We start from the raw sequence: 23434 nt of genomic DNA on the forward strand, positions 1-23434 counted from the left end.
CGCCGTGGCGCGCGGCATCGCGGCGCTTCCCCTCCCGGCCCCGCGGCGCTACCGATGGCGCCATGAACGCGATCAACGACCCCGCGAAGGATGCCGCCGGCATCGCCCGCGCCGCGCTGGAGGGCGCCGCCCGCGCCGCGCGCGACGCCGCGACGGTTCTCTCCCGCGCCCCGCGGGAGGTGAAGGACCGCGCGCTGCTCGCCGCCGCCGCCGCGCTGCGGGCGCGGGAGGCGGAGATCCTGGCCGCCAACGCCGCCGACCTCGCCGCCGCCACGGGGCTGACGGATGCCTATCGGGACCGCCTCACCCTCACCCCCGCCCGGGTGGAGGCCATGGCGCGCGGGGTGCAGGAGATCGCCGCCCTGCCCGACCCCGTGGGCCGCGTACTGGCGGAGTGGACGCGCCCGAACGGGCTGGTGATCCGCCGCGTGGCCCAGCCCATCGGCGTGGTCGGCATGATCTACGAGAGCCGCCCGAATGTCGGCGCGGACGCCGCCGCCCTCTGCCTCAAGGCCGGCAGCCCCGTGATCCTGCGCGGCGGGCGGGAGAGCCTGAACAGCGCCGCCGCCATCCATGCCTGCATCCTGGAAGGGCTGCGCGCCGCCGGCCTGCCCGAGGCCTGCGTCAGCACCGCCCCCAACACGGACCGCGCCTTCGTCGCCGCCATGCTCGGCGCGGCCGGGCTGATCGACCTCATCATCCCCCGCGGCGGCAAGGGGCTGGTGACGCGGGTGATGGAGGAGGCGAGGGTGCCCGTGCTCGCCCATGCCGAGGGGCTCTGCCACACCTATGTCCACGCCGCTGCCGATCCGGCGATGGCGCGGAGCGTGCTGGCCAACGCGAAGATGCGCCGCACCGGCGTCTGCGGCGCGACGGAGACGCTGCTGATCGACCGCGCCGTGGCCCCCTCGCTCCTGCCCCTCCTCGTCGATGACCTCCGCGCGCTCGGCTGCGACTTCCGCGCCGACGAGGCCGCGCGCGCGATCCTCCCCGGGCTTAAGCCCGCGACGGAGGCGGACTTCTCCACGGAATGGCTCGACGCGGTGCTCAACATCGCGGTGGTGGACGGGGTGGAGAGCGCGCTCGCCCATATCCGCCGCCACGGCAGCGAGCACACGGAGGCGATCATCACGGGGGACGAGGCGGCGGCACAGGGCTTCCTCGACGGGCTCGGCTCGGCGGTCGGCATCTGGAACGCCTCCACCCAGTTCTGCGACGGGGGCGAGTTCGGGTTCGGCGCGGAGATCGGCATCGCCACCGGCCGGCTGCACGCGCGCGGCCCCGTCGGCTTGGAGCAGCTCTGCACCTGGCGCTACCATGTGATCGGGACCGGGCAGATTCGCCCCTGATCCGGCCCGCCACGGGAAATCCCGGGCCCATGGGAAGGGAACAAGAGATGCGCCGCGCCACGCTCCTGGCCGTCACGGCCCTCGCTCTCGGCATCGGGGAGGCAAAGGCTGCCTGCCCATCGGACGCCGATGTCGCGCGCATGGCGAGCAGCATCCTGAGCCGCACCCCCGCCCAGCCCTATGCCGGCCTCTCCATGGAGGACGCGCCCTGCGCCCGGGAGAAGCTGGTGGCGATCCTCGCCCAGCATCACGGCCCGGCGGCGGGCTACAAGGTCGGGCTCACCAATGCCGCGGCCCAGCAGCGCTTCGGCATTCCCAACCCCGTGCGCGGCACGATCTTCCACGCCACCGTGCGCGCCCAGGGCACGGCGGAGAAGCCCGCCGAGATCCCCGCCGCCTTCGCCGCCGTGCCGAATGTGGAGAGCGACCTGCTGGTGCGCGTGAGGGACGAGGGCATCAACGAGGCCGGGGCGGACCATGTCGCCATCCTGCGCCACCTCGACCAGGTGATCCCCTTCATCGAGATGCCGGACCTCGTCCTCGCCCCCGGCGGGATGAACGGGCCGAACCTCGTGGCCATCAATGTCGGCGCGCGGCTCGGCGTGCTGGGGGAGGCGATCCCCGTCCAGGCCACGTCCGACTTCGCGGCGCGGCTGGCGAGCATGACCGTCACCCTCGCCACCGACCAGAAGGAGCTGTCCCGCGCCCCCGGCACGGCGCTGCTCGGCCACCCGCTGAACGTCATTCCCTGGCTGGTGGAAGACCTGAAGCGGGACGGCCGGCGGCTCCGGGCCGGGGAGCTGATCTCGCTCGGCGGCTTCTCCCCCGCCCTGCCGACGGAGGCCGGGCGCACCGTCACCGCCACCTATGAGGGGCTGGCGGACCGGCCCCTGACCGTCTCGGTGCGCACGCCCTGATCCGCCCGGCCGCCCCCGGGCGGGGGCGATAGGCCCCCGTGCCGCCCCCCGTTCCCCCGGCCGGACGCGAGAAGGCGCCCGCCCACACCCCCGCGCCCGCGCATCGCGTGCCGGGCAAGTGGGGCGATGGGCGGCGCGTGCGGATCGGGCTGCTCGGCGGCTCCTTCAACCCCGCCCATCCCGGCCACCGGCACGTCGCCGAGATGGCGCGCCACGCCCTGCGGCTGGACGAGGTCTGGCTCCTCGTCTCGCCGGGCAACCCGCTGAAGCCCCGCGCCGGGATGGCGCCCTTCGGGGAGCGTCTGGAATCCGCCCGCCGCATCGCCGACGGACGGCGCGTGATCGCGGTGGACGTGGAGGCCCGGCTCGGCCTGCGGGAGACGGAGCGCACCCTCTCCCGGCTGCGCCAGCTCTTCCCGCATGCGGAGTTCGTCTGGATCATGGGGGCGGACAACATGGTCCAGCTCCCGCGCTGGCGGCGCTGGCGGAAGCTCGCGCGCGGCACCCCCATGGCGGTGCTGCCCCGCCCAGGCTACACCCGCCGCGCGCTGGACGGGCCGGCCGCCGCCGTGCTGCGCCGCTACCGCCGCCCCTGCAGCGCCCTGCTGGCCGGGGCACCGCGGGGCCACGCGGCCTGGTGCCTCGTCCCGGCGCGCGAGCACCCCGCCAGCGCCACCGCGATCCGCGCGCTCCGGGCGAACGCAACCGCGGCCGCGCCCGGCCATTCACCACCATCCCTTCCGGCGCCCCGACAGGGCGCGCCGGCCCCCGCGCACTGAACCCTCGCGCCGCGAGGCGCCACGACAAAGGAGAGGCGAGCCATGGCCCGCACCCCGAAGGACCCCGCCGAGCCGAACCGCCGCGGCACCGGCGCCCGAAAGGCCCCCGCCGGCCGTGCGGGCGCCGCCAAGCCCGACGCGGGCCGGGCGAAGCCACCCGCCGCGAAGGCCCCAGCCTCCCGCGCCAAGCCGGCCGCGCCGTCGCGGGCCAAGGCTGACGCGCCCGCGCGGGCGACGCCTGCCGCGCCCTCCCGCGCCAAGCCCGCCGCGCCCTCCCGCGCGAAGCCCGCTGCCGCCAGCAGGGCGAAGCCGGCAGCGCCCAGCCGCGCGAAGCCGGCGGCGAAGGCACCCGCCGCGCGCAAGCCGACGCCCAAGGCTGCGCCCGCCTCCCGCGCCCCCGTTTCCCGCGCGAAGCCGGCGCCGTCCCGCGCCAAGCCCGCCGCGCCGTCTCGCGCCAAGGCGGCTCCTGCGGCCTCCCGCGCGCCCGCTTCCCGCACGAAGCCGGCGGCGACGCGCGCCAAGGCGCCCGTCGCGAAGACCCCGGCCTCCCGCGCCAAGCCGGCCGCGCCGTCGCGCACCAAGGCTGACACGCCCTCGCGGGCGAAGCCCGCCGCGCCGGCACGCGGCGCCGCCACCCGCAGCCCGGCCGCGGCCAGCCGCGGCACCGCCGCGCGCAAGGCGGCCCCGGCCCGCTCCGCCCCCGCGCGGGAGGAGGCCGCGCCCCGCCGGTCCTCCCGCACCGAGGTGGAGGCCCCCGCGCGGGCGCGTCCCGCGGCGAGGCCGGCCCCGGCCCGCGCCGGCCGGGCAGCCGCGCCGAAGGATGAGGCACCCCGCGCCAGCCGCGCCCCGGCCCGCGCCCCGCGCGGCAATGCGCCGGCAGAGGAGGCGCCCCGCGCCGCGGCCCCTCGCACGGCGAGGCGCTCTCCCGCCGCCGAGCCCGCGCCGCGCGCCGCCCGCCTGCGCCGCACGGACGAGGTGGCCGACACCCACGCTGCCCGCATCGCGGAGTTGGAGGTCGATTCCGCCCCCACCCCGCGCAAGCGCGCCGCCGCCGCCGGCCCGAGGAAGCCGCGCGGCAAGGCCACGCCGACCCGCGCCGCCCCGAGCCCCGACCGGCTGGACGCGCTCGTCCAGGCCGCCGTGGCGAGCCTTGAGGACGACAAGGCCGAGAACGTGGTGGTGCTGGACGTTGCCACCCGCTCCGCCTTCGCGGACCGCATGATCGTCGCCACCGGCCTCGCCGAGCGGCAGATCGAGGCGATGGCGCGCCATGTGGAGGAGGCGCTGGCCGAGCACGGCATCCGCCGGTTGCGGACGGAGGCCTCGCCCGACTGGGTGCTGCTCGATGCCGGGGATGTGGTGATCCACCTCTTCAAGCCGGAGGCGCGGGCGAACTACGCGCTGGAGCGCATGTGGGGCCCGGACAGCCCGGCGCCGGAGGACAGCAGCATGCCCGCCCCCGGCGGCACCGCGGCCGACGACACGCCGGACGGCTCCGTGCTCGACGGGACAGAGGACGGGGGCACGGATGACGACGTCGTCGATCCCGGCGATGCCGTGGACAGCCCGATGGACCTCGGCGGCGATGACGACGCCGATCCCGGCGACGAGGAGATCGACGAGGACGACGACCTCGACGACACCGGCGAAGGGGCCGGGACGGCCCTCTAGCCCCGCATGGCCCCGCCCCTCCTGCTCGCCGTGGGCCGCGCCCGCGGCGGGCCCGAGGCGGCGCTGTTCGAGCACCACAACGCCCGCCTCCGCCCGCCGCTTGCCCTGCGGGAACTGGCGGAGGCGCGCGGCTCCCCCGCCGAGATCCGGCGGCGGGAGGGGGCGGCCATCCTCGCCGCCCTGCCCGAGGGGGCGCTGGCGATCGCCCTCGACCTCGGCGGCGAGATGCCGGACAGCGAGCGCCTGGCCGCCCTCACCACCCGCTGGGCCGAGGCCGCGCGGCCGCTCGCCTTCGTCATCGGCGGCGCGGAGGGGCTGGACGAATCGGTGCTCGCCCGCGCCGACCACCGCCTCTCCCTCGGGCGCCTGACCTGGCCGCACATGCTCGTGCGCGGCCTGCTGGCCGAGGCGCTGTTCCGGGCGCAGTGCATCCGGGCGAACCACCCCTATCACCGGGCCTGGCGGCCGGGGTAAGGCGCCGAATCGTTGCCGCCCCGGCTCGTCGGGCGCAGTCTCCCGGCATGACCGCCCTCCTCCTCGCGGCCGTCCTCTGGATCGGGCTGCATGTCGGCATCGCCGGCACCTCCGCCCGCGCCGCCCTCGTCCGCCGGCTCGGCGAGGGCGGGTTCCGCGGCGCCTTCTCCATCGCCTCGGCGATTGCGATCACCCTGCTGGTGCTCGCCTGGCGCAATGCGGGGACGGTGCCGCTCTGGGCCGTGCCGCCCGCGATCGGATGGGTGCTGGTGGCAGTGATGCTGCCCTCCTTCATCCTCTTCGCCGGCAGCCTCATGGCGCGGAACCCGACCTCGGTGGGCCAGAACGCCGCCCTCTCGGCCGAGCCGCGCGGGGTGCTGCGGATCACGCGCCACCCCATGCTCTGGGCCTTCGCCCTCTGGGGCGCGGTGCACGTCATCGGCAACGGGGACAGCGCCTCCCTCGTCTTCTTCGGCGCCTTCCTGCTGACCGCGGCCCTCGGCATGCCCTCGCTCGACGCCAAGGTCGCGGCGCGGGACCCCTCGGCCTGGGCGGGCTTCGCCTCGCGCACCTCCCTCCTGCCCTTCGGCGCCGTGGCGGCCGGGCGGAACCGGATCGCCTGGCGGGAGCTGGCCCTGCCCGCGCTGGTGGGGCTCGTCGCCTGGGCGGCGATGCTGCATTTCCACCCCGCGATCTTCGGCGTCTCGCCCATCCCGCGCTGAAGCCTTGCGCGGGCGCCCCTGCCCTGCGATTCCTCGGCGGTTCACCGGCCGGAAGGGGCTACACATGACGGGCAGCGCGAGCGAGGCCGGCCAGGGCGGCACGGCCCCCCATCCCGTCCTCGCCCATCGCTACGCCCGGGCCGAGGAGCGGGAGGGCTTCGTGCGCGCCCTCTTCGACGCCACCGCCCCGCATTACGACCGGATCGACCGCATCTTCTCCCTCGGCACCGGGCCGGGCTACCGCCGCCGCGCGCTGCGGGAGGCCGGGCTGCGGCCGGGGATGCGGGTGCTGGACGTGGCGGTGGGCACGGGGCTCGTCGCGCGGCAGGCCGTGACCATCACCGGCGACCCCGCCCTCGTCACCGGGCTGGACCCGAGCGAGGGGATGCTGGCCGAGGCGCGGAAGTCGCTGCCCGGCGTCACCCTCATCCAGGGCCGCGCCGAGCGCATCCCGCTGCCCGATGCGAGCGTGGACTTCCTCTCCATGGGCTACGCGCTGCGCCATGTCGCCGATCTCGGCGCGGCCTTCGCGGAGTACCGCCGCGTGCTCAGGCCCGGCGGCACCGTGCTGCTGCTGGAGATCGGGCGCCCGGAGAGCCGGCTCGCCCATCTGATCGAGCGCTTCTACATGGGCGCCGCCATTCCCGCCCTCTGCTGGATCGCCGCCCCGCGGCACCGCTCGGGGGAGCTGATGAAGTACTACTGGGAGACGATCGAGGCCTGCGTCCCGGCCGGGACCATCCTCGGCGCCCTGTCGGATGCCGGCTTCACCGCGCCGTCCTGCGCGACGGAGCTGGAGGTGTTCCGCGCCTACACGGCCCGCGCGTAGCGTTGGGCCTCACGTGAACTTCCGGGGCGTGGACCCGCGGCCCGCGTCGCGTTAAGCCGCGGGCAGCCATGCCCGAGAGATCTCCCATGCCCCGCCCGAAGCCTGTCATGCTCGTCATCCTCGACGGCTGGGGCTGGCGGGAGGACGGGGCGGACAACGCCGTCTCCCGCGCCGACACGCCCGTCTTCGACGAGCTCTGGGCCTCCTGCCCCCGTGCCTTCCTCCGCACCTGCGGCCCGGATGTCGGCCTGCCCGTGGGGCAGATGGGCAATTCGGAGGTCGGGCACCTCAACATCGGCGCCGGGCGGGTGGTGATGCAGGACCTTCCCCGCATCGGCGCGGCGATCGAGGACGGCTCCCTCGCCGGCCTGCCCGCCGTGGTGAACCTGGGCGAGCGGCTGCGCGAGACGGGCGGCACGCTGCATCTCTGCGGCCTCGTCTCGCCCGGCGGCGTGCACTCCCACCAGGACCACGGCCTCGCCCTCGCCCGCATCTTCGCGATGAAGGGCATCCCCGTCGCCGTCCATGCCTGGACCGACGGTCGCGACACCCCGCCCGAGGACGCCGCGACCACCCTCCCCGCCTTCGAGGCCGCGCTGCCGCCCGGCGCCCGCATGGCCACCGTCACCGGCCGCTACTTCGCCATGGACCGCGACAATCGCTGGGAGCGCGTCTCCCAGGCCTGGCGCGCGATGGTGATGGCCGAGGGCGCGCAGGGCTGGCCCGGCGCGGCCAGCGGCGCGGAGGCGGTGTACCAGGCCCATGCGGCCGGCAAGACCGACGAGTTCATCCCCGCCACCGTCCTGTCCGGCTACTACGGCATGAAGGACGGCGATGCCGTGCTCTGCTTCAACTTCCGCGCCGACCGCGTGCGGGAGATCCTGGCCGCGCTGGTGGACCCGGACTTCCGGGGCTTCGAGCGCCCGCGCGACCCCGCCCTCTGCGGCGCCGTGGGCCTGACCGAGTATTCGGGCGACCTGAACGCCTTCCTCGAGACGGTCTTCCCGCCGCAATCCATGGCGGACCTGCTCGGCCCCACCGTCTCGGCCGCGGGCCTCACCCAGCTCCGCATGGCGGAGACGGAGAAGTACCCGCATGTCACCTACTTCCTGAACGGCGGCGACGAGACGCCCAGCCCGGGCGAGGAGCGGATCATGGTCCCCTCCCCCAAGGTCGCGACCTATGACCTCCAGCCCGAGATGTCGGCGCCCGAGCTGGCCGCGAAGGCCGAGGCGGCGATCCGCTCCGAGAAGTACGACATGATCGTGCTGAACTTCGCCAATGCCGACATGGTCGGCCACACCGGCATCATCGCGGCCGCCATCCGCGCCTGCGAGGCGGTGGATGCCGGGCTCGGCCGCATCGTCGCCGCCATCCGGGATGCGGGCGGCGCGCTGCTCGTCACGGCCGACCACGGCAATGCCGAGATGATGCGGGACCCCATCACCGGCGCCCCGCACACGGCCCACACGCTGAACCCCGTGCCCGTGCTGCTCCTCGGCGGCCCGCCCGACATGGCGCTGCATGACGGGCGGCTGGCCGACCTCGCCCCCACCATGCTCGCCCTGCTCGGCCTCCCGCAGCCCGCGGCGATGACGGGGCGGAGCCTGATGGGCCAGGCCGCGGATTGAGCCCGAGCGGCCGGCGCGCCGCCCCCGGTACCCCCGGCGCGGCACGCCGCCCGCCGGCACGGGGGCGGGCCGGCGGGGCGCCGCGCCTGCTGGCCCTGCTCGCCCTCCTCCCCGCCCTCGCCCTCGCCCAGCCCCGCGCCCCCGACCGCACCCCTGACAGGCAGGCCCTCGGGGAAGCGGAGCGCGAGGCCGAGCGCGCGCGGGAGGATGCCACCGCCAGCGCCCGCGACGCCCGCGCCGCCGAGGCCGCCGAGCGCGCCCTGGCCGAGCGCCGCGCCGAGGCCGGGCGCCGCGCCGTCGCCGCCGAGGCCGCGCTGGCCGAGGCGGAGGCCGCGCTGGAGGCCGCCGGCGCCGCGCGGGACGCGGCCGAGGCCGACCTCGCCCGCCGCGCCGAGGCCCTGGCCCCGATGATTCCCGCCATGCGCCGCCTCGGCCTCTGGCCGGCCGAGACGCTGCTCGTCGTCCCCGCCCCGCCGGAGGAGGCGCTGCGCGGGGCGCTGATCCTGCGCGGGCTCGCCCGGCGCCTCGGGCAGGAAGCCGCCGGCTATCGCAGCGCGCAGGAGAAGGCGACCCGCGCCGCCGCCGCGCTGGAGGCCGAGCGGACCCGGCTCGCCGCCGCCCGCGCCGCCGCCCAGGCCGCGGCGGAGGCGGTGGAGGCCTCCCTCGCCGAGGCCCGCGAGCGCCGCGCCGCCGCCCGGGAGGGCGAGGCCGCCGCCGCCCGCCGCGCCGCCCTCGCCGCCGCCGGGGCGCGCGACCTCCGCGGCGCGGTGGAGCGGCTGGAGCGCGAGGCCGAGGCCCGGGAGGCCCGCGAGCGCGCCGAGGCCGCCGAGCGCGCCCGGGAGGCGGAAGCGCGGGAGCGCCAGGCCATGGCCCGCCGCCGCGAGGCCGAGGGCCGCGCCCGCGAGGCCGAGGCGCGCGAGGCCGCCGCCCGCAGCGCCACCCAGCGTGAGGCCCTTTTGCGGGAGCGCACGGAGCGCGAGGCCGCGGCCCGCGCCGCGCGGGAGGCGGAGCGCGAAGCCGAGCGGGACGCGGCCGCCGCCCGCGAGAGCGCGGAGGCGGCGCGGGAGCGCGCGCGGGAAGCCGCCAGCCAGCCCCGCCCTGCGCGCGGCGCCCCCGTGGCCGGCTCGGTCCGCCGGGATTTCGGGGATGGCGGCGCCACCGGCCAGACCTGGTCCGCCCCCGCCGGGGCGAGGGTGGTCAGCCCCTGTGGCGGAAGGGTCGTCTTCGCCGGTCCGTTTCGCTCCTATGGCCGAATGTTGATTGTGGATTGCGGCGGCGGCTACCATTTTGTCCTTGCCGGGCTCGACCGGTTGGACGCAGAGCCCGGACAGCGCGTCCTGGCCGGGGAAGCGGTGGGTACAGTTGGTAACGCCGGAGGGTCTGGCGGGGGCCGCGCGTCGCTTTACCTTGAGCTGCGGCGCGGCGGCCGGGCCGTGGACCCCGCCGGCTGGACCGGGCGGGGCTGATCCTCGGGCGGGCAGTTCTGGTTAACCGCTGGGCAGGACGTCCGGTGGCAATGTTCTGGGAACCGTGGCCAGCCACGGCGAGAGGGGTCTGACGGATGGGTGTTCCTGCTGGACGGTCTTCCAAGCCGCGCTTCCGCCTGCGGGCGATGGCTTCGGTCGCCGCCGCCTTCACCGCGGGCGCCATCGCCGGGCCCGTCGTCACCGCCTGGGCGCAGGACGGCTCCAGGGCCGAGACCTACCGGCTGCTGAACCTCTTCGGCGACGTGTTCGAGCGCGTGCGCGCCGAGTACGTGGAGCCCGTGAACGACCGCGACGTGATCGAGAACGCGATCAACGGCATGCTCCAGGGGCTCGACCCCCACTCCTCCTACATGAACCTCCGCAATTTCCGCGACATGCAGGTGCAGACCCGCGGCGAGTTCGGCGGCCTCGGCATCGAGGTCAGCCAGGAGGCGGGCTATGTGAAGGTCATCTCGCCGATCGACGAGACCCCCGCGGCGCGGGCCGGGGTGAAGCCCGGCGACCTCATCACCCATATCAACAACGCCTCCACCCAGGGCCTCACCCTTCAGGAGGCCGTGGACCAGATGCGGGGCGAGCGCGGCAGCTCCATCCGCCTGACCATCCGGCGCGAGGGCACGGCGACGCCGATCGAGCTCTCCCTCACCCGCGAGACCATCCGCCCGCAGGTCGTGCGCGCCCGGATGGAGGCGGGGGACGTCGCCTATATCCGCCTGACCTCCTTCAACGAGCAGACCGAGGTCGGCCTGCGCCGCGCCCTCTCCAACCTGCGCTCCCAGGCGCGGGACGGGCTGAAGGGAATCGTGCTCGACCTCCGCAACAACCCGGGCGGGCTGCTGGACCAGGCGATCCAGGTCTCGGACGACTTCCTCGAGCAGGGCGAGATCGTCTCCACCCGCGCCCGCCGGCCCGAGGACGCGCAGCGCTGGAACGCGCGCTCGGGGGACATCACCGCCGGGCTGCCCGTGGTGGTGCTGGTGAATGCAGGCTCCGCCTCCGCCTCCGAGATCGTGGCGGGCGCGCTGCAGGACCATCGCCGCGCGATCATCATGGGGGTGAAGAGCTTCGGGAAGGGCTCGGTGCAGACCGTGATGCCCCTGCCGGGCAACGGCGCCATCCGCCTGACCACGGCGCGCTACTACACCCCCTCCGGCCGCTCCATCCAGGCCACCGGCATCGAGCCCGACATCGAGGTGCTGGCCCAGCGGGAGGACGCGCAACAGAACCGCGAGCGCGACCGCGAGGCCGACCTGCGCCGGGCGCTCCGCAACGACAACAGCGGCGCCGCGGCCCAGGGCGTGAACGCCCGCCCGCCCGCGCCGCTGCCGCCGCTGAACCTGCCCAGCGGGCTGGTCCAGGCCGTGCAGCGCCTCCCCGCGGAGGGCGCGCCCTCCTTCGACCCGACGAAGCCGGAGACCGACCACCAGCTCCAGCAGGCGCTGAACCTCCTGCGCGGGATGGCCTCGGGCCAGCCGCAGCGCCGCGCCAGCCGCTGACCATCGGGGGGCGCCGAAGCCACCTATGAAGGCCCTCGGCGTCTTCTGGCTGGTCGTGCTGGCCGCTCTCGGCGCCGGCGGCCTGGCACTGCACCTCGCGGGGCCGCCCGAGGATGGGATCCCACCCTCCCTCACCCGCGCGCGGGAGGCAGAGGCAGCCCCGGATGCGCCCCCGGCCCCGGCCGCCCCGCCGGAGGTGCCGCCGCCGCCCGTGGCAGAAGCGCCTTCCACCCCTCCCGCCGCGCCGACAGCCCCGCCCCGGCCTGCCCCGGAGCCCCCGCGCTCCGTCGCCGAAGCAGCGCCCACGACGCCCGCCGCGCCGCCGGCGGAGGCGCCGCCCGCCCCGGCCTCCCCGCCGCCGGTGGCCGCCGCGCCTCCCAGCGCGCCCGAGCCGCCGCCCCTGCCCGCCCCGCCCCTGCGCGCCGAGGCGCCCGCCGACCGGCCGATCCCGCCGCCCGATCCGGGACTTCAGGAGCCCACCCGCTACGGGCCGATCCCCCGGGTGGGGCCGGAGGGCCGCACCCCGGCGCGCTACTACGCCCGCCTGACCGAGCGCGGGGAAACGCGGCCGCGCGTGGCGCTGGTGGTGGGCAATCTCGGCCTCTCCGCCTCCCTCTCCGAGGAGGCGATCCGGCGGTTGCCGCCCGAGACGGCGCTCGCCTTCTCGCCCTATGCCACGCGCCCCGCGCCCCTGCTGGAGCGTGCCCGGACGCGGGGGATGGAGGCGCTGAGCGCCATCCCGCTCGAGCCGGCCAACTACCCCACGAACGACCCCGGCGACCGCGCCCTTCTGACGAGCCTGCCGGTGGCCGAGAATGCCGAGCGCCTGCTCTGGGTCCTGTCGCGCATCGGCGGCCAGGTGGGCGCCATCGGCGCGCTCGGCCCCATGCGCGGGGAGCGCTTCGCGGCGCTGCCCGAGGCGCTCGGCGGCCTGCAGGATGTGCTGCGGGACCGCGGGCTGATCTACCTCGATCCCCGCCCGGGCGCGCCCAACCCCGCCCGCGCCTGGGGCCGCGCCGTCGACCTCGTGGTGGACGAGCCCGCGACGCGAGGCGAGATCGACCGGCGGCTGGGGGAACTGGAGCGGATCGCGCGGGAGCGCGGCTCAGCGCTCGGCCTTGCCGCGGATGTCTCCCCCGTGCTGGTGGACCGCGTGGCGGCCTGGGCGGCGGGGCTGGAGTCGCGGGGGCTGGCGATGGTTCCCGTCACCGCCCTCATCCGCCGCCCCGAAGAGCTGCCTCGGAACCCGCAATGACCGAACTGCCCCTGCGCCCGAATGTCGGCGCCTGCCTGTTCAACCGCGAGGGACTGGTCCTCATCGCCCGCCGCGCGGACCAGCCGGCGGGGGAGGCAGCGTCCGGCGCCTGGCAGCTCCCCCAGGGCGGGCTGGACCGTGGCGAGGACCCCGAGGCCGCCGTGCTGCGCGAGCTGGAGGAGGAGATCGGGACGCGCAACGCGGTCGTGCTCGGCCGCATGGCGGAATGGCTGGACTACGACCTGCCCGCGCATCTCGTCGGCAAGGCGCTGGGCGGCAAGTACCGCGGGCAGACCCAGATGTGGTTCGCGCTGCGCTTCCTCGGCGCGGATGGCGAGATCCGGCTGGACGCGGACAGGCACCAGGAATTCGATGCCTGGCAGTGGGCACCGCTGGCCTCCCTGCCCTCCATCGCCGTGCCCTTCCGCCGCCCGATCTACGAGCGGCTGGCGCGGGACTTCGCCCGCTACGCCGTGCCGGCCTGATCGGGGCCGATCTGGCCGGGGCTCGGCCGGTCAGGCGCCGAAGCCGCGGGCCAGGGCCCGCCACATCTCCTTGCGGTTGTACTCCCAGTCCAGCGGCAGGCCACGATGCATCTTGCCGTCCCGCCGCCCCACGGCCGGCTCGCTGACGAGCCAGGAGTAGCGGTCGACCAGCCCCCAGGTGAGGAGGCTGCGCACTCCGCCCTCCACGGCGGCACCGAGGAAGCCCGCCGCGCGCTCGGCCACCAGCCGGTCCCGGGCGGCGTAGTCATCCGGCACGGCCCCGGCCTCGCGGATGTCCAGTTCCGTCACCAGCACGGACAGCCCCTCCGCCCGGATGGCGCGGAGGAAGGCGGTGAAGACGGCGGGGTTGAAGGGCCGGTCCATCTGGAGATGCGCCTGGATGCCCACCGCATCGATCGGCACCCGCCGCCTGACGAGGTCGCGCAGGAGGGTCAGCAGGCGCCGGCGCTTCTCCTCCGCCCAGGGCGTGTCCTCCTCGACGCCGTACTCGTTCAGCACGAGGCGAAGGGTCGCGTCCTGCTCCCGCGCGAGGCGGAAGGCCGTCTCGATATAGGCAGGGCCGAGGGTGCGGAGGAAAGGCGTGTCGCGCAGCTCGCCCTCGGCCTGGGGCGTGTCGCTGCCGGGCGGGTCGGCGACGGGCTCGTTCACCACGTCCCAGTCCCGGATGCGCAGGCGCGTGGTCGAGAGAACGCGGGCGATATGGGCGGCCATCACGGCGCGGGCGCGGGCCGGCCCCTCCCCTGCCGCGGCCACGGCCCAGTCGGGGAAGGAGTCGTGCCAGACCAGGGCGTGGCCGCGCGTCGTGCGGCCGCGCGCCTGGCCCCAGGCGACGATCCGGTCGAGGCCGGAGAAGTCGAAGACCCCCTCCTTCGGCTGGAGGCTGGACCACTTGCCCTCGAACTCCGGGACGAGGATGCCGGCCTCGCGCTCATAGGCGGCGGCGTAGAGCGGATCCTTCTCCAGCAGCTCCGCCTGGACGGCGGCGCCGAAGGAGAAGCCGCGGTCGCGCGCGACCTGCCACAGGCCGGGCGGCGGGTTCAGCGCCGGGCTCCCGGGCTGCGCTTGCGCCGGGCCGGCGACGGCGGAGAGTGCCGCCGCGCCGAGAAGGGCCCGGCGGGATGTGCCCCCCGCCGGGCGCGACGGGGAGCCGGCCATGCTAGGCGGCGGCCCGGGCGGGAGCGTTCTCGTTCGCCACGCGGATCAAGGTCTGGCGGTACTTCTCCCGCCGCCACTGGAGCAGCTTCCAGGCCCCCTTGGCGGCCATGTCGGAGAGGCGGCCGCGCGGCTCCAGCCCGATGGACTTGAAGATCATGCCCATGCCCCGCTCGATGTGGCGGAAGCGGTAGAAGCCCATGGCGCGGCCCATATAGCCCGTGATGCAGCGGTCGTGGCTGTAGGGCGTGTCCGGCGTCTCGTTGCCGCAGTGATAGGCGAAGGCCAGTTCGTCGTCCTCGGACTCGCCGATCCGCCCCGCGGCCACGCGGAGGCGCTTGGGGAAGGAGAGCTTCTCGCGGGCGAGGTAGCGCTTCATGTGGTCGTAGAAAAGCTTGAAGTGCCGGTACTCGTCGGCGGCGATGAGGCGGCAGACCTGGCGCAGCACCGGCTCCTCCGTGCTGTCGCCGAGCGCGGTGTAGTAGGAGGAGGTCCCCGTCTCCACCATGCAGCGGGCGATCAGCTCCCCCGTGCGGGAGCCGCGGATGGAGGCGTCGGCCTTCACGTCGATCTTGTAGCCCTCGCGGTAGCGCCTGAAGGCCTCGTCGAAGGACCAGCCGGGATCGGCGATCTCGCCCCACTTGCCCAGCGCGTCGCCGTGCTGGACCTCCTCCACCGCCCAGTTGTCGGCCGCCCGGGAGAAGTCGGGGTCACCGACGAAGACGTTGTTGAGATAGACGGCGTAGTCGACGCCGTTCTTCTCCACGAGCGCCGCGGCCTTCACCAGCGGCACGATCTCGGGATCGACCTTGGAGGGGTCGAAGCTGTCCCAGGCGATCTGGTCGAGGGTCCAGTGCTTCATGCGCTTCCCGGCCGGTTGGGGCGATTCGCTGGCCCAGCATAGCGCGACGGGGCGGCCCGGGAGGACCGCCCCGCCGGGCGATGACAGGGTGATGACACATTTCGCGGCGGCGACAGGCGGAATCAAGCCGCCCGGCGAAGCCGGGTCAGGCCGCCTGGGCGGCGTCCTGCATGGCGCGGGCGGCCATCAGCCGGTCCGCCGCCTTCTCCCGGATCTCCGGCGCGTCATTGGCGGCGGCGGCCAGGGCGGCCTCCGCCTCCGTCACGCGCTGGGTCGCAGCGGCGCGGGAGAGGGTGGCGACCGGGGTCGCCTCATCCGCCAGCACCGTGACGCGGTTCGGGGTGATCTCCGCGAAGCCGCCCATGATGAAGAGGCGCTCGGTCTCCCGCCCGCCCTCCGTCACCCGGATGACGCCGCCTTTGAGGGCGACGATCATCGGGGAGTGGTTCGGCAGCACGCCCATGTCGCCCTCGACCGCCGGGATGACGGCCATCTCGACGGGGCGCGAGAGGAGCAGGCGCTCCGGGCTGACCAGCTCGAGGTCGAAGGTGGCCATGAGGATTACGCCGAAACCTTGAGGGTCTCGGCCTTCTTCACGGCCTCCTCGATGGTGCCGACCATGTAGAAGGCGGCCTCGGGGAGGTGGTCGTACTCGCCGGCCACGATGCCCGCGAAGGAGCGGATCGTGTCCTCGAGCTTGCAGAAGACGCCCGGCGTGCCGGTGAAGACCTCGGCCACGTGGAAGGGCTGGGAGAGGAAGCGCTGGATCTTGCGCGCGCGCGCCACGACCAGCTTGTCCTCCTCCGAGAGCTCGTCCATGCCCAGGATGGCGATGATGTCCTGCAGCGACTTGTAGGTCTGCAGGACGCGCTGCACCTCGCGGGCCACGCGGTAGTGCTCCTCGCCCACCACGCGGGGGTCGAGCGCGCGGGAGGTGGAATCCAGCGGGTCCACGGCCGGGAAGATGCCGAGCTCGGCGATGGAGCGGTTGAGCACCGTCGTCGCGTCAAGGTGGGCGAAGGAGGTCGCGGGCGCCGGGTCGGTCAGGTCGTCGGCGGGCACGTAGATGGCCTGGACCGAGGTGATCGAGCCCTTCTTCGTCGAGGTGATGCGCTCCTGCAGCGCGCCCATGTCCGTGGACAGGGTCGGCTGGTAGCCCACCGCGGAGGGGATGCGGCCCAGAAGCGCCGACACCTCGGCGCCCGCCTGCGTGAAGCGGAAGATGTTGTCGATGAAGAAGAGCACGTCCTGGCCCTGCTCATCGCGGAAGTACTCCGCCATGGACAGGCCGGAGAGGGCCACGCGCGCGCGCGCGCCCGGCGGCTCGTTCATCTGGCCATAGACCAGCGCCACCTTGGAACCCTCGGTGCCGCCGTTCTCGCCGAGCTTGATGACGCCCGCGTCGATCATCTCGTGGTAGAGGTCGTTGCCCTCGCGGGTGCGCTCGCCCACGCCGGCGAAGACGGACACGCCGCCATGGCCCTTGGCGATGTTGTTGATCAGCTCCTGGATCGTCACCGTCTTGCCGACGCCGGCGCCGCCGAAGAGGCCGATCTTGCCGCCCTTGAGGTAGGGGGCGAGGAGGTCCACCACCTTGATGCCCGTCACCAGGATCTCGGCCGCCGTGGCCTGTTCCTCGAAGGCCGGGGCCTCGCGGTGGATCGTGTAGGTCTTGTCGTGCGGAACGGGGCCGCGCTCGTCGATCGGCTCGCCGATGACGTTCACGATGCGGCCGAGCGTACCCTCGCCCACCGGCACGGCGATGCCCTTGCCCGTGTCCACCACCTCCGTCCCGCGGACGAGGCCGTCCGTCGTGTCCATGGCGATGGTGCGCACGGTGCGCTCGCCGAGATGCTGCGCGACCTCGAGCACGAGGGTGCGGTCGCCGACCTGGGTGGTCAGCGCGTTCTGGATGTTCGGCAGCTCGGAGGGGAACTGCACGTCCACGACGGCGCCGAGGACCTGGGTGACCTTGCCGACGTTGTTCTTCATGGGGCTTGCTCCTCAGACCGCTTCCGCACCGGAGATGATCTCGATCAGCTCCTTGGTGATGTTGGCCTGTCGCGTGCGGTTATAGTTCAGGGTCAGCCGGTTGATCATGTCGCCGGCGTTGCGCGTGGCGTTGTCCATGGCCGTCATCTGGCTTCCGTAGAAGCCGGCCTGGTTCTCCAGCAGCGCGCGGTAGATCTGGATGGCGAGGTTCTTCGGCAGCAGCGCCGCCAGAAGCTCCTCCTCGCCCGGCTCGTACTCGTAGAGGGCCGGGGCGCCGCCCGTGGCCGGGGCGGCCGCCGTGTCGTTGGCGGGCAGCGGCGCGGGGATCAGGCGCTGCTCGCTCGCCACCTGGCTGATCACGCTCTGGAAGCGGTTGTAGATCAGCGTGCAGACGTCGAACTCGCCGGCCTCCAGCATCGCGGTGATGCGGGTGGCCAGCTCATCGGCCTGCTCGAAGCCGATGCGCTTGACCGTGTGGTAGCTGACCTCGCCGATGAGGCGGGAGGCGAACTCGCGCTTGAGATAGCTCGCGCCCTTGCGGCCGACGGTCAGCAGCTTGACCGTCTTGCCCTCGGCCTCCAGCGCCCGGATGCGGGCGCGCGCGAAGCGGCCGGCATTCGTGTTGAAGGCGCCGGAAAGGCCGCGCTCGGCCGTCACCACCACCAGGAGGTGGACCTGGTCGCGCCCCGTGCCGATCAGCATCTTCGGCGCCTCGGGGCTGTCCGCCACCGCCGCGCCGAGGGAGGCGAGCATGCGCTCCATCCGCTGGGCATAGGGCCGCGCCGCCTCCGCCTGCGCCTGGGCGCGGCGGAGCTTGGCGGCGGCGACCATCTTCATCGCCTGCGTGATCTTGCGCGTGGACTTCACGCTGTTGATGCGACCGCGCAGGTCCTTGAGGCTCGCCATGGCGGCTTCTCCGTTCCCTCGCGGCTCAGCCGAAGGACTTGGCGAAGCTGTCGAGGAAGGCGGCCAGAGCCTTGTCGTTATCCCCGGTGATCTGCCCGCTGCTGCGGATCGACTCCAGGATCTCGGGCTTCGCCGCCTTCAGCTCGCCGAGCATGCGCTTCTCGAACTCGCCGACCTTAGTCGTCGGCACCTTGTCGAGATAGCCGCGCGTGCCGGCGAAGATCGCCACCACCTGCTCCTCGACCGGCACCGGCGCGTACTGGGGCTGCTTCAGCAGCTCGGTCAGCCGCGCGCCGCGGGCCAGCAGCGCCTGGGTGGAGGCGTCGAGGTCCGAGGCGAACTGGGCGAAGGCCGCCATCTCGCGGTACTGCGCCAGCTCGAGCTTGATCTTGCCCGCGACCTGCTTCATCGCCTTGATCTGCGCCGCCGAGCCCACGCGGGACACGGAGAGGCCGACATTCACCGCCGGGCGGATGCCGCGGAAGAACAGCTCGGTCTCAAGGAAGATCTGGCCGTCCGTGATGGAGATCACGTTGGTCGGAATGTAGGCGGAGACGTCGCCCGCCTGCGTCTCGATCACCGGCAGCGCCGTCAGCGAGCCGAGGCCGGCGGCCTCGCCCATCTTGGCCGCGCGCTCCAGCAGGCGGGAGTGCAGGTAGAACACGTCGCCCGGATAGGCCTCGCGGCCCGGCGGACGGCGCAGCAACAGCGACATCTGGCGGTAGGCGACGGCCTGCTTGGAGAGGTCGTCGTAGAAGATGACCGCGTGCATGCCGTTGTCGCGGAAGAACTCGCCCATGGTGCAGCCCGTGTACGGGGCAAGGAACTGCATCGGGGCGGGGTCGGAGGCCGTCGCGGCGACCACGATCGAGTACTCCATCGCGCCGCGCTCCTCGAGGGTGCGGACGAGCTGGGCGACGGTGGAGCGCTTCTGGCCGATGGCGACGTAGATGCAGTAGAGCTTCTTGCTCTCGTCGGTGCCGGCGTTGATCGTCTTCTGGTTCAGGATCGTGTCGATGATGACAGCGGTCTTGCCCGTCTGGCGGTCGCCGATGACCAGCTCGCGCTGGCCGCGGCCGATCGGGATCAGGCTGTCGATCGCCTTGATGCCCGTCTGCATCGGCTCGTGCACGGACTTGCGCGGGATGATGCCCGGCGCCTTCACCTCGACGCGGGCGCGGGTGACATCCACCAGCGGGCCCTTGCCGTCGATCGGGTTGCCGAGGCCATCGACCACGCGGCCGAGCAGGCCGCGGCCCACGGGCACGTCCACGATGGTGCCGGTGCGGGAGACGGTGTCGCCCTCGCGGATGCGGCTGTCATCGCCGAAAACCACGATGCCGACATTGTCGGTCTCGAGGTTCAGCGCCATGCCGCGCACGCCGGCGGAGGGGAACTCCACCATCTCGCCGGCCATGACGTTCTGCAGGCCGTAGCAACGGGCGATGCCGTCACCGACCGTCAGGACGGTGCCGACCTCGGCCACGTCGGCCTCGGTGTCGAAGCCAGCGATCTGCTGCTTCAGGATGTCGGAAATTTCGGCGGGACGAATGTCCATGGTCAGGCGGCCCCCTTCATGGCGTAGCTCAGGCGCTGAAGCCTGGACTTGATGGAAGTGTCATAGAGGCGGGACCCGATCTTGACGATCAGGCCGCCCAGGATGGACGGGTCCACCGTCTCGGCAAGCCGGACGTTGGAAAAGCCGGCCTCGGTGAGGCGAGCGGCGATCTGGGTGCGCTGGGTCGGGCTCAGCGGGTGGGCGGTGGTGACCTCGGCGGTCTGCTGCCCGCGCTGCTCGGCCAGCAGGGTGCCGAAGGTGGCCAGCACATGCGGCAGCTCGACGAGGCGGCGGTTGTTGATCAGCACGCCGACGAGCTTCTTCACCTCCCCGCCGATCCCGGCGCGGTCGAGCACGGCGAAGGCGCCGTCCGTCTGGGCCTTCGCGCCCAGGCGGGGGTCGGCGATGAAGGCGCGGAAGCCGGCATCGTCGCGGGCGAGGGCGGCAAGCCTGTCCACATCCCCCGCAATGGCGTCCACCGACCGGCGGTCCTTGGCGAGTTCCAGCAGGGCCAGGGCGTAGCGCTGCGCCACGCCGCCGGAAGCACGGGCTCCCTGGGTGGCGGAAGGCTTGTCGTTGGCGGCGGTTTCGGAGGCCACTGGCGATCCCGTTCGAGGGGTTGGTGAGGACCCATCGGTCCGCGCGCGTCCGGCTTTTACCGGATGTTCACGGACCTGCGTGAGACGCCCCGGGAATCACCCCAGGCGCCGGCGCGGGCCCCTTACCATGATGCAATGCGGCGCGTCCATTGCCCCCGGCCGGGCGAGGTGATCACCCACCCGCGAAAGATGGGGATGCGCACCGTCCCATGGAACCCTTCCCCGGTCTGCGGCGCTTCACCTCCGACCGGCGGCGGCGGCCTCGCGCCACGCCCCGGCCCAGATAGCCCCATCTCCGGAGGAGGCACGAATGAGCAGCGATACTACCGACCAGAAGCAGGACCGCGAGACCGGCGACTGGATTTCGGACCTCAAGCCCGGCGCGGGCACCGAGGCGAAGGTGGACAAGGGCGTGGAGGACACCTTCCCCGCCTCCGACCCCGCCCCCAAGACCGGGACGACCGGCTTCATCACCCCCTCGGGCGAGGACACGGCCGAGAGCACCGACCAGGGCCAGGGCCAGCCCGGCACCACGGCCGGCGGCAAGCCGTAAGGAGGAAAGGCCATGGCCGACCCGAAGATCAGCGAGGACCCGGCGGTGAAGGCGCTGCGGGAGACCGGCGGCTGGACGGGCGGCGTCCAGCCCGGGATCGGTCGCGGCGACGAGCTGGACCGTGCCCTGGAGAGTGGCGCGCCGGAGGCCGACCCGGCCACCCGCTCCGCCATCCCCGGCTTCGTGGACCAGCCCGACGCGACCGAGGCCTATGTCGAGGGCGAGGGCGTGGCCACGGCCCGCAACGCGATCGAGGACCTGCCCGGCCAGATCTGATCCCCCCCGGCGCCTGAGCAGCCGCCCCGGTCGTCCGACCGGGGCGGTTTCCGGCGTTAGAGGAAGCTGACGGGATCCACGTCCACCTGGACCCGCACGGCATTCGGCACCTCCACGCGGGAGAGCCATTCCCGCAGCAGCGGCTGCACCGCCACGTCCCGCCGCGCCTTCAGCAGCAGGCGCCGCCGGTGCCGCCCACGCAGCATGGACAGCGGCGCCGGGGCGGGGCCGAGCACCTGCACCCCCTCCCCGCCCGGCGCGGCGAGGCCGAGGTCCCGCGCCACGCGGTCCGCCGCCCGCTCGTCCTCCGAGGAGACGATCAGCGCCGCGAGGCGCCCGAAGGGCGGCCAGCCGCCGGGGCGCCGCGCCTCGGCCTCCTCGGCCATGAAGGCCGGCAGGTCGCCGGAGACGAGGGCCTGCATGACGGGATGGTCGGGGTTCCAGGACTGCAGCATCACCCGCCCCGGGCTCTCCGCGCGACCGGCGCGGCCGGAGACCTGGTGGAGAAGCTGCACCGTCCGCTCCGCCGCGCGCAGGTCCCCGCCGGCGAGGCCGAGGTCGGCATCCACCACCCCCACCAGGGTCAGATGGGCGAAGTGCCAGCCCTTGGCGACGATCTGCGTGCCGATCAGCAGGTCCACCTGCCGGTCCGCGATCTGGCGCGCGGCCTCGGCCGCGGCGGCGGGGCCGGGAATGGTGTCGCTCGCCATCACCAGGCGCCGCGCATCGGGGAAGAGGACGGCTGCCTCCTCCTGCACGCGCTCCACCCCGGGGCCGATGGCGGTCAGGCTGCCCTCGGCGCCGCATTCCGGGCAGTGGGGCGGGATGGGCTCGGCATGGCCGCAATGGTGGCACTGGAGGCGCCGCTGGGCGCGGTGCTCCACCAGCCAGGCCGTGCAGTTCGGGCAGCGGATGCGGTGGCCGCAGGCCCGGCACAGCGTCATCGGCGCGTAGCCACGGCGGTTGAGGAAGAGCATCGCCTGCTCCCCCCGCTCGAGCGTCTCGGTGATCGCCTGGATCAGCGGGGGCGAGATGAAGCGACCGCGCTCGGGCGGGACCTTGCGGAGGTCCAGCACCGTCACCTCCGGCAGCCCCGCGCTGCCGTGGCGGCGGGGCAGGTTCACCGCGGAATAGCGGCCCTGCTCGGCATTGGTGAGGGTCTCCAGGCTAGGGGTGGCCGAGACGAGGACGCAGGTGGCCTCGGCCATGCGGGCGCGCACCACGGCCATGTCACGCGCGTGGTAGATGACGCCGTCCTCCTGCTTGAAGGCGGTCTCGTGCTCCTCGTCCACGATGATGAGGCCGAGATTCGGGAAGGGCAGGAAGAGGGCGCTGCGGGCGCCGACCAGCACGGTGGCCTCCCCGTCCGCCACCGCCCGCCAGGTGGCCCGGCGGAGGCGGCCGGAGAGCTCGGAGTGCCAGATGGCCGGGGCGCAGCCGAAGCGCGCCTTGAAGCGGTCCAGCCACTGGGAGGAGAGGGCGATCTCGGGCAGCAGAACGAGCGCCTGCCGCCCCTGGCGAAGGCACTCCGCCACGGCGTCCAGATACACCTCGGTCTTGCCCGAGCCCGTGACGCCGGCCAGCAGCGTGACGCCGAAGGCGCGCTTCGCCACGGACTCACGGAGCGTGGCCGCTGCCGCCTCCTGCTCCTCGGCCAGCGAGGGGCCGGGATGGTCGGGATCGGGGCGGGCGAAGCTGCGGGGGCGCGGCAGCAGGGCGGGCTCGATCAGGCCCCCATCGGCCAGGCCGCGCAGCACCCCGGTCGAGACCCCGGCCTCGTCGGCGATGTCGGCCCCGGCGCGCGGCTCGCCCGGCTGCATCGCCTCCAGCACGCGGCGGCGCTGGGGGGTCATGCGGTAGCCCGGCGCCCCCTCCCGCGCCAGCTCGCCGGCGGCGGAGAGCTTCCACCCCGCCTGCTGCCCCGGCGGCTCCAGCGCGGAGGGCACGGACATGGCCATGCGCAGCACCGCCCCGGGCGGGGCGAGGGTATAGGCCGCCACCCATTCCACGAAGCGCCGCAGCGCCTCCTTCATCGGCGGCGCGGGCAGGATGCCCAGGATGTCGCGGAGCTTGCCTTCCGGGAGGTTCGGGTCCGGCTCCCCGTCCCAGACCACGCCCAGCATCTCCCGCCCGCCGAGCGGCACGGCGACGAAGCTGCCGGGCTCCGGCAGGGCGGTGCCGACGGGCACGCGGTAGTCATAGGCCCCGCCCCCCGGCGTATCGAGGGGGAGCGGCAGCAGCACGCGGATGCGCCGGGCCGGCGGCCCCTTGGGCGCGGCGCCGCGGCGCTTTCCCTTCGCCGTCGCGGCGGGGGCGGAGACGAGCCCGTCCCCGAAAAGCCCGCCATCGAAGGACGCCCCCTTGGCGCCTGCCTCGGCCTCTTCCATGACTATCGCTCCGCCCCCGACAGGCCCAGGACC

The 23434-nt window shown here is 74.4% G+C and carries 21 protein-coding genes and 1 pseudogene; 14 read left to right on the forward strand and 8 right to left on the reverse strand.

Features of this window, described 5'->3' with window-relative positions; translation table 11 throughout:
* Positions 1-62: 62 nt before the first annotated feature.
* The 12 genes and pseudogenes from FHS87_RS05970 to FHS87_RS06025 all read left to right on the forward strand — a co-directional run bounded on the left by FHS87_RS05970 (position 63) and on the right by FHS87_RS06025 (position 13095).
* The gene (locus tag FHS87_RS05970; RefSeq protein WP_184514905.1) at positions 63-1349 is read left to right on the forward strand and encodes a glutamate-5-semialdehyde dehydrogenase; all 1287 of its coding nucleotides are present in this window, start codon (positions 63-65) and stop codon (positions 1347-1349) included.
* Positions 1350-1378: 29 nt separating this feature from the next.
* Positions 1379-2266 (forward strand): 2-keto-4-pentenoate hydratase, encoded by an 888-nt coding sequence (locus tag FHS87_RS05975; protein ID WP_184514907.1) that lies wholly within the window; start codon positions 1379-1381, stop codon positions 2264-2266.
* Between the two features lie 107 nt (positions 2267-2373).
* Positions 2374-3045, forward strand: coding sequence for a nicotinate-nucleotide adenylyltransferase (locus FHS87_RS05980; protein ID WP_184515173.1), 672 nt, complete (start codon positions 2374-2376; stop codon positions 3043-3045).
* Between the two features lie 1008 nt (positions 3046-4053).
* Positions 4054-4482 (forward strand): annotated as a pseudogene (rsfS, locus tag FHS87_RS23650) (ribosome silencing factor); the annotation flags it as partial.
* Between the two features lie 240 nt (positions 4483-4722).
* Positions 4723-5190, forward strand: coding sequence for a 23S rRNA (pseudouridine(1915)-N(3))-methyltransferase RlmH (locus tag FHS87_RS05990; RefSeq protein WP_184514910.1), 468 nt, complete (start codon positions 4723-4725; stop codon positions 5188-5190).
* Between the two features lie 47 nt (positions 5191-5237).
* A complete protein-coding gene (locus FHS87_RS05995; RefSeq protein ID WP_184514912.1) occupies positions 5238-5912 on the forward strand; it encodes an NnrU family protein in 675 nt (224 codons plus the stop codon).
* Positions 5913-5976: 64 nt separating this feature from the next.
* A complete protein-coding gene (locus FHS87_RS06000; RefSeq protein ID WP_184514914.1) occupies positions 5977-6741 on the forward strand; it encodes a class I SAM-dependent methyltransferase in 765 nt (254 codons plus the stop codon).
* A gap of 86 nt (positions 6742-6827) precedes the next feature.
* Complete coding sequence (gpmI, locus tag FHS87_RS06005) at positions 6828-8372, forward strand: 2,3-bisphosphoglycerate-independent phosphoglycerate mutase (protein WP_184514916.1); 1545 nt, start codon at positions 6828-6830, stop codon at positions 8370-8372.
* Positions 8369-9838 (forward strand): murein hydrolase activator EnvC family protein, encoded by a 1470-nt coding sequence (locus FHS87_RS24170; RefSeq protein ID WP_184514919.1) that lies wholly within the window; start codon positions 8369-8371, stop codon positions 9836-9838. Before gpmI ends, FHS87_RS24170 begins: the two co-directional genes overlap by 4 nt.
* 146 nt (positions 9839-9984) lie before the next feature.
* Positions 9985-11355, forward strand: a complete 1371-nt coding sequence (locus tag FHS87_RS06015; protein ID WP_246418032.1) for a S41 family peptidase — start codon at positions 9985-9987, stop codon at positions 11353-11355.
* A gap of 25 nt (positions 11356-11380) precedes the next feature.
* Positions 11381-12610: a divergent polysaccharide deacetylase family protein gene (locus tag FHS87_RS06020; RefSeq protein WP_184514923.1), complete on the forward strand. Its 1230-nt coding sequence runs from the start codon at positions 11381-11383 to the stop codon at positions 12608-12610.
* Positions 12607-13095 carry an RNA pyrophosphohydrolase gene (locus FHS87_RS06025; RefSeq protein ID WP_184514925.1) on the forward strand — a complete coding sequence of 163 codons (489 nt, stop codon included), beginning with the start codon at positions 12607-12609 and terminating at the stop codon, positions 13093-13095. The genes FHS87_RS06020 and FHS87_RS06025 overlap by 4 nt, the downstream gene beginning before the upstream one ends.
* A 30-nt stretch (positions 13096-13125) precedes the next feature.
* On the opposite strand, the gene FHS87_RS06030 is transcribed toward FHS87_RS06025, so the two are convergent.
* The 7 genes from FHS87_RS06030 to FHS87_RS06060 all read right to left on the reverse strand — a co-directional run bounded on the left by FHS87_RS06030 (position 13126) and on the right by FHS87_RS06060 (position 20185).
* Entirely contained in the window at positions 13126-14271 is a 1146-nt protein-coding gene (locus tag FHS87_RS06030; protein ID WP_184514927.1) for an endo-1,4-beta-xylanase, read from the reverse strand.
* Between the two features lies 1 nt (position 14272).
* The gene (locus tag FHS87_RS06035) at positions 14273-15130 is read right to left on the reverse strand and encodes a ferritin-like domain-containing protein (protein WP_184514929.1); all 858 of its coding nucleotides are present in this window, start codon (positions 15128-15130) and stop codon (positions 14273-14275) included.
* A gap of 145 nt (positions 15131-15275) precedes the next feature.
* Entirely contained in the window at positions 15276-15686 is a 411-nt protein-coding gene (atpC, locus tag FHS87_RS06040; protein WP_184514931.1) for an ATP synthase F1 subunit epsilon, read from the reverse strand.
* Between the two features lie 5 nt (positions 15687-15691).
* On the reverse strand, positions 15692-17122 hold the full coding sequence (gene atpD, locus FHS87_RS06045) for a F0F1 ATP synthase subunit beta (protein ID WP_184514933.1): 1431 nt from the start codon (positions 17120-17122) through the stop codon (positions 15692-15694).
* A 12-nt stretch (positions 17123-17134) separates the two neighbouring features.
* Positions 17135-18028, reverse strand: coding sequence for a F0F1 ATP synthase subunit gamma (locus FHS87_RS06050; RefSeq protein WP_184514935.1), 894 nt, complete (start codon positions 18026-18028; stop codon positions 17135-17137).
* A gap of 25 nt (positions 18029-18053) precedes the next feature.
* Positions 18054-19586, reverse strand: coding sequence for a F0F1 ATP synthase subunit alpha (atpA, locus tag FHS87_RS06055; protein ID WP_184514937.1), 1533 nt, complete (start codon positions 19584-19586; stop codon positions 18054-18056).
* Positions 19587-19588: 2 nt separating this feature from the next.
* On the reverse strand, positions 19589-20185 hold the full coding sequence (locus FHS87_RS06060; protein ID WP_184514939.1) for a F0F1 ATP synthase subunit delta: 597 nt from the start codon (positions 20183-20185) through the stop codon (positions 19589-19591).
* Positions 20186-20495: 310 nt separating this feature from the next.
* Here FHS87_RS06060 and FHS87_RS06065 point away from each other — a divergent pair, with 310 nt between their 5' ends.
* Together FHS87_RS06065 and FHS87_RS06070 are read left to right on the forward strand one after the other, a co-directional pair.
* Positions 20496-20738 carry a hypothetical protein gene (locus FHS87_RS06065; protein ID WP_184514941.1) on the forward strand — a complete coding sequence of 81 codons (243 nt, stop codon included), beginning with the start codon at positions 20496-20498 and terminating at the stop codon, positions 20736-20738.
* A gap of 12 nt (positions 20739-20750) precedes the next feature.
* Positions 20751-21014, forward strand: coding sequence for a hypothetical protein (locus FHS87_RS06070; protein ID WP_184514943.1), 264 nt, complete (start codon positions 20751-20753; stop codon positions 21012-21014).
* A gap of 56 nt (positions 21015-21070) precedes the next feature.
* Here FHS87_RS06070 and FHS87_RS06075 read toward each other — a convergent pair whose 3' ends face one another.
* On the reverse strand, positions 21071-23401 hold the full coding sequence (locus FHS87_RS06075) for a primosomal protein N' (protein ID WP_221299589.1): 2331 nt from the start codon (positions 23399-23401) through the stop codon (positions 21071-21073).
* Positions 23402-23434 lie beyond the last annotated feature (33 nt).

Origin of the sequence: Muricoccus pecuniae, from assembly GCF_014199205.1 — a bacterium.
GTDB lineage: Bacteria > Pseudomonadota > Alphaproteobacteria > Acetobacterales > Acetobacteraceae > Roseomonas > Roseomonas pecuniae.

Bases quoted from the DNA above. Each gene is read 5' to 3' on its own strand.
- FHS87_RS05970 (WP_184514905.1), top strand. From the start codon at position 63: ATGAACGCGATCAACGACCCCGCGAAGGATGCCGCCGGCATCGCCCGC.
- FHS87_RS05975 (WP_184514907.1), top strand. From the start codon at position 1,379: ATGGGAAGGGAACAAGAGATGCGCCGCGCCACGCTCCTGGCCGTCACG.
- FHS87_RS05990 (WP_184514910.1), top strand. From the start codon at position 4,723: ATGGCCCCGCCCCTCCTGCTCGCCGTGGGCCGCGCCCGCGGCGGGCCC.
- FHS87_RS05995 (WP_184514912.1), top strand. From the start codon at position 5,238: ATGACCGCCCTCCTCCTCGCGGCCGTCCTCTGGATCGGGCTGCATGTC.
- FHS87_RS06000 (WP_184514914.1), top strand. From the start codon at position 5,977: ATGACGGGCAGCGCGAGCGAGGCCGGCCAGGGCGGCACGGCCCCCCAT.
- gpmI (WP_184514916.1), top strand. From the start codon at position 6,828: ATGCCCCGCCCGAAGCCTGTCATGCTCGTCATCCTCGACGGCTGGGGC.
- FHS87_RS06015 (WP_246418032.1), top strand. From the start codon at position 9,985: ATGGCTTCGGTCGCCGCCGCCTTCACCGCGGGCGCCATCGCCGGGCCC.
- FHS87_RS06020 (WP_184514923.1), top strand. From the start codon at position 11,381: ATGAAGGCCCTCGGCGTCTTCTGGCTGGTCGTGCTGGCCGCTCTCGGC.
- FHS87_RS06025 (WP_184514925.1), top strand. From the start codon at position 12,607: ATGACCGAACTGCCCCTGCGCCCGAATGTCGGCGCCTGCCTGTTCAAC.
- FHS87_RS06030 (WP_184514927.1), bottom strand. From the start codon at position 14,271: ATGGCCGGCTCCCCGTCGCGCCCGGCGGGGGGCACATCCCGCCGGGCC.
- FHS87_RS06035 (WP_184514929.1), bottom strand. From the start codon at position 15,130: ATGAAGCACTGGACCCTCGACCAGATCGCCTGGGACAGCTTCGACCCC.
- atpC (WP_184514931.1), bottom strand. From the start codon at position 15,686: ATGGCCACCTTCGACCTCGAGCTGGTCAGCCCGGAGCGCCTGCTCCTC.
- atpD (WP_184514933.1), bottom strand. From the start codon at position 17,122: ATGAAGAACAACGTCGGCAAGGTCACCCAGGTCCTCGGCGCCGTCGTG.
- FHS87_RS06050 (WP_184514935.1), bottom strand. From the start codon at position 18,028: ATGGCGAGCCTCAAGGACCTGCGCGGTCGCATCAACAGCGTGAAGTCC.
- atpA (WP_184514937.1), bottom strand. From the start codon at position 19,586: ATGGACATTCGTCCCGCCGAAATTTCCGACATCCTGAAGCAGCAGATC.
- FHS87_RS06065 (WP_184514941.1), top strand. From the start codon at position 20,496: ATGAGCAGCGATACTACCGACCAGAAGCAGGACCGCGAGACCGGCGAC.
- FHS87_RS06070 (WP_184514943.1), top strand. From the start codon at position 20,751: ATGGCCGACCCGAAGATCAGCGAGGACCCGGCGGTGAAGGCGCTGCGG.
- FHS87_RS06075 (WP_221299589.1), bottom strand. From the start codon at position 23,401: ATGGAAGAGGCCGAGGCAGGCGCCAAGGGGGCGTCCTTCGATGGCGGG.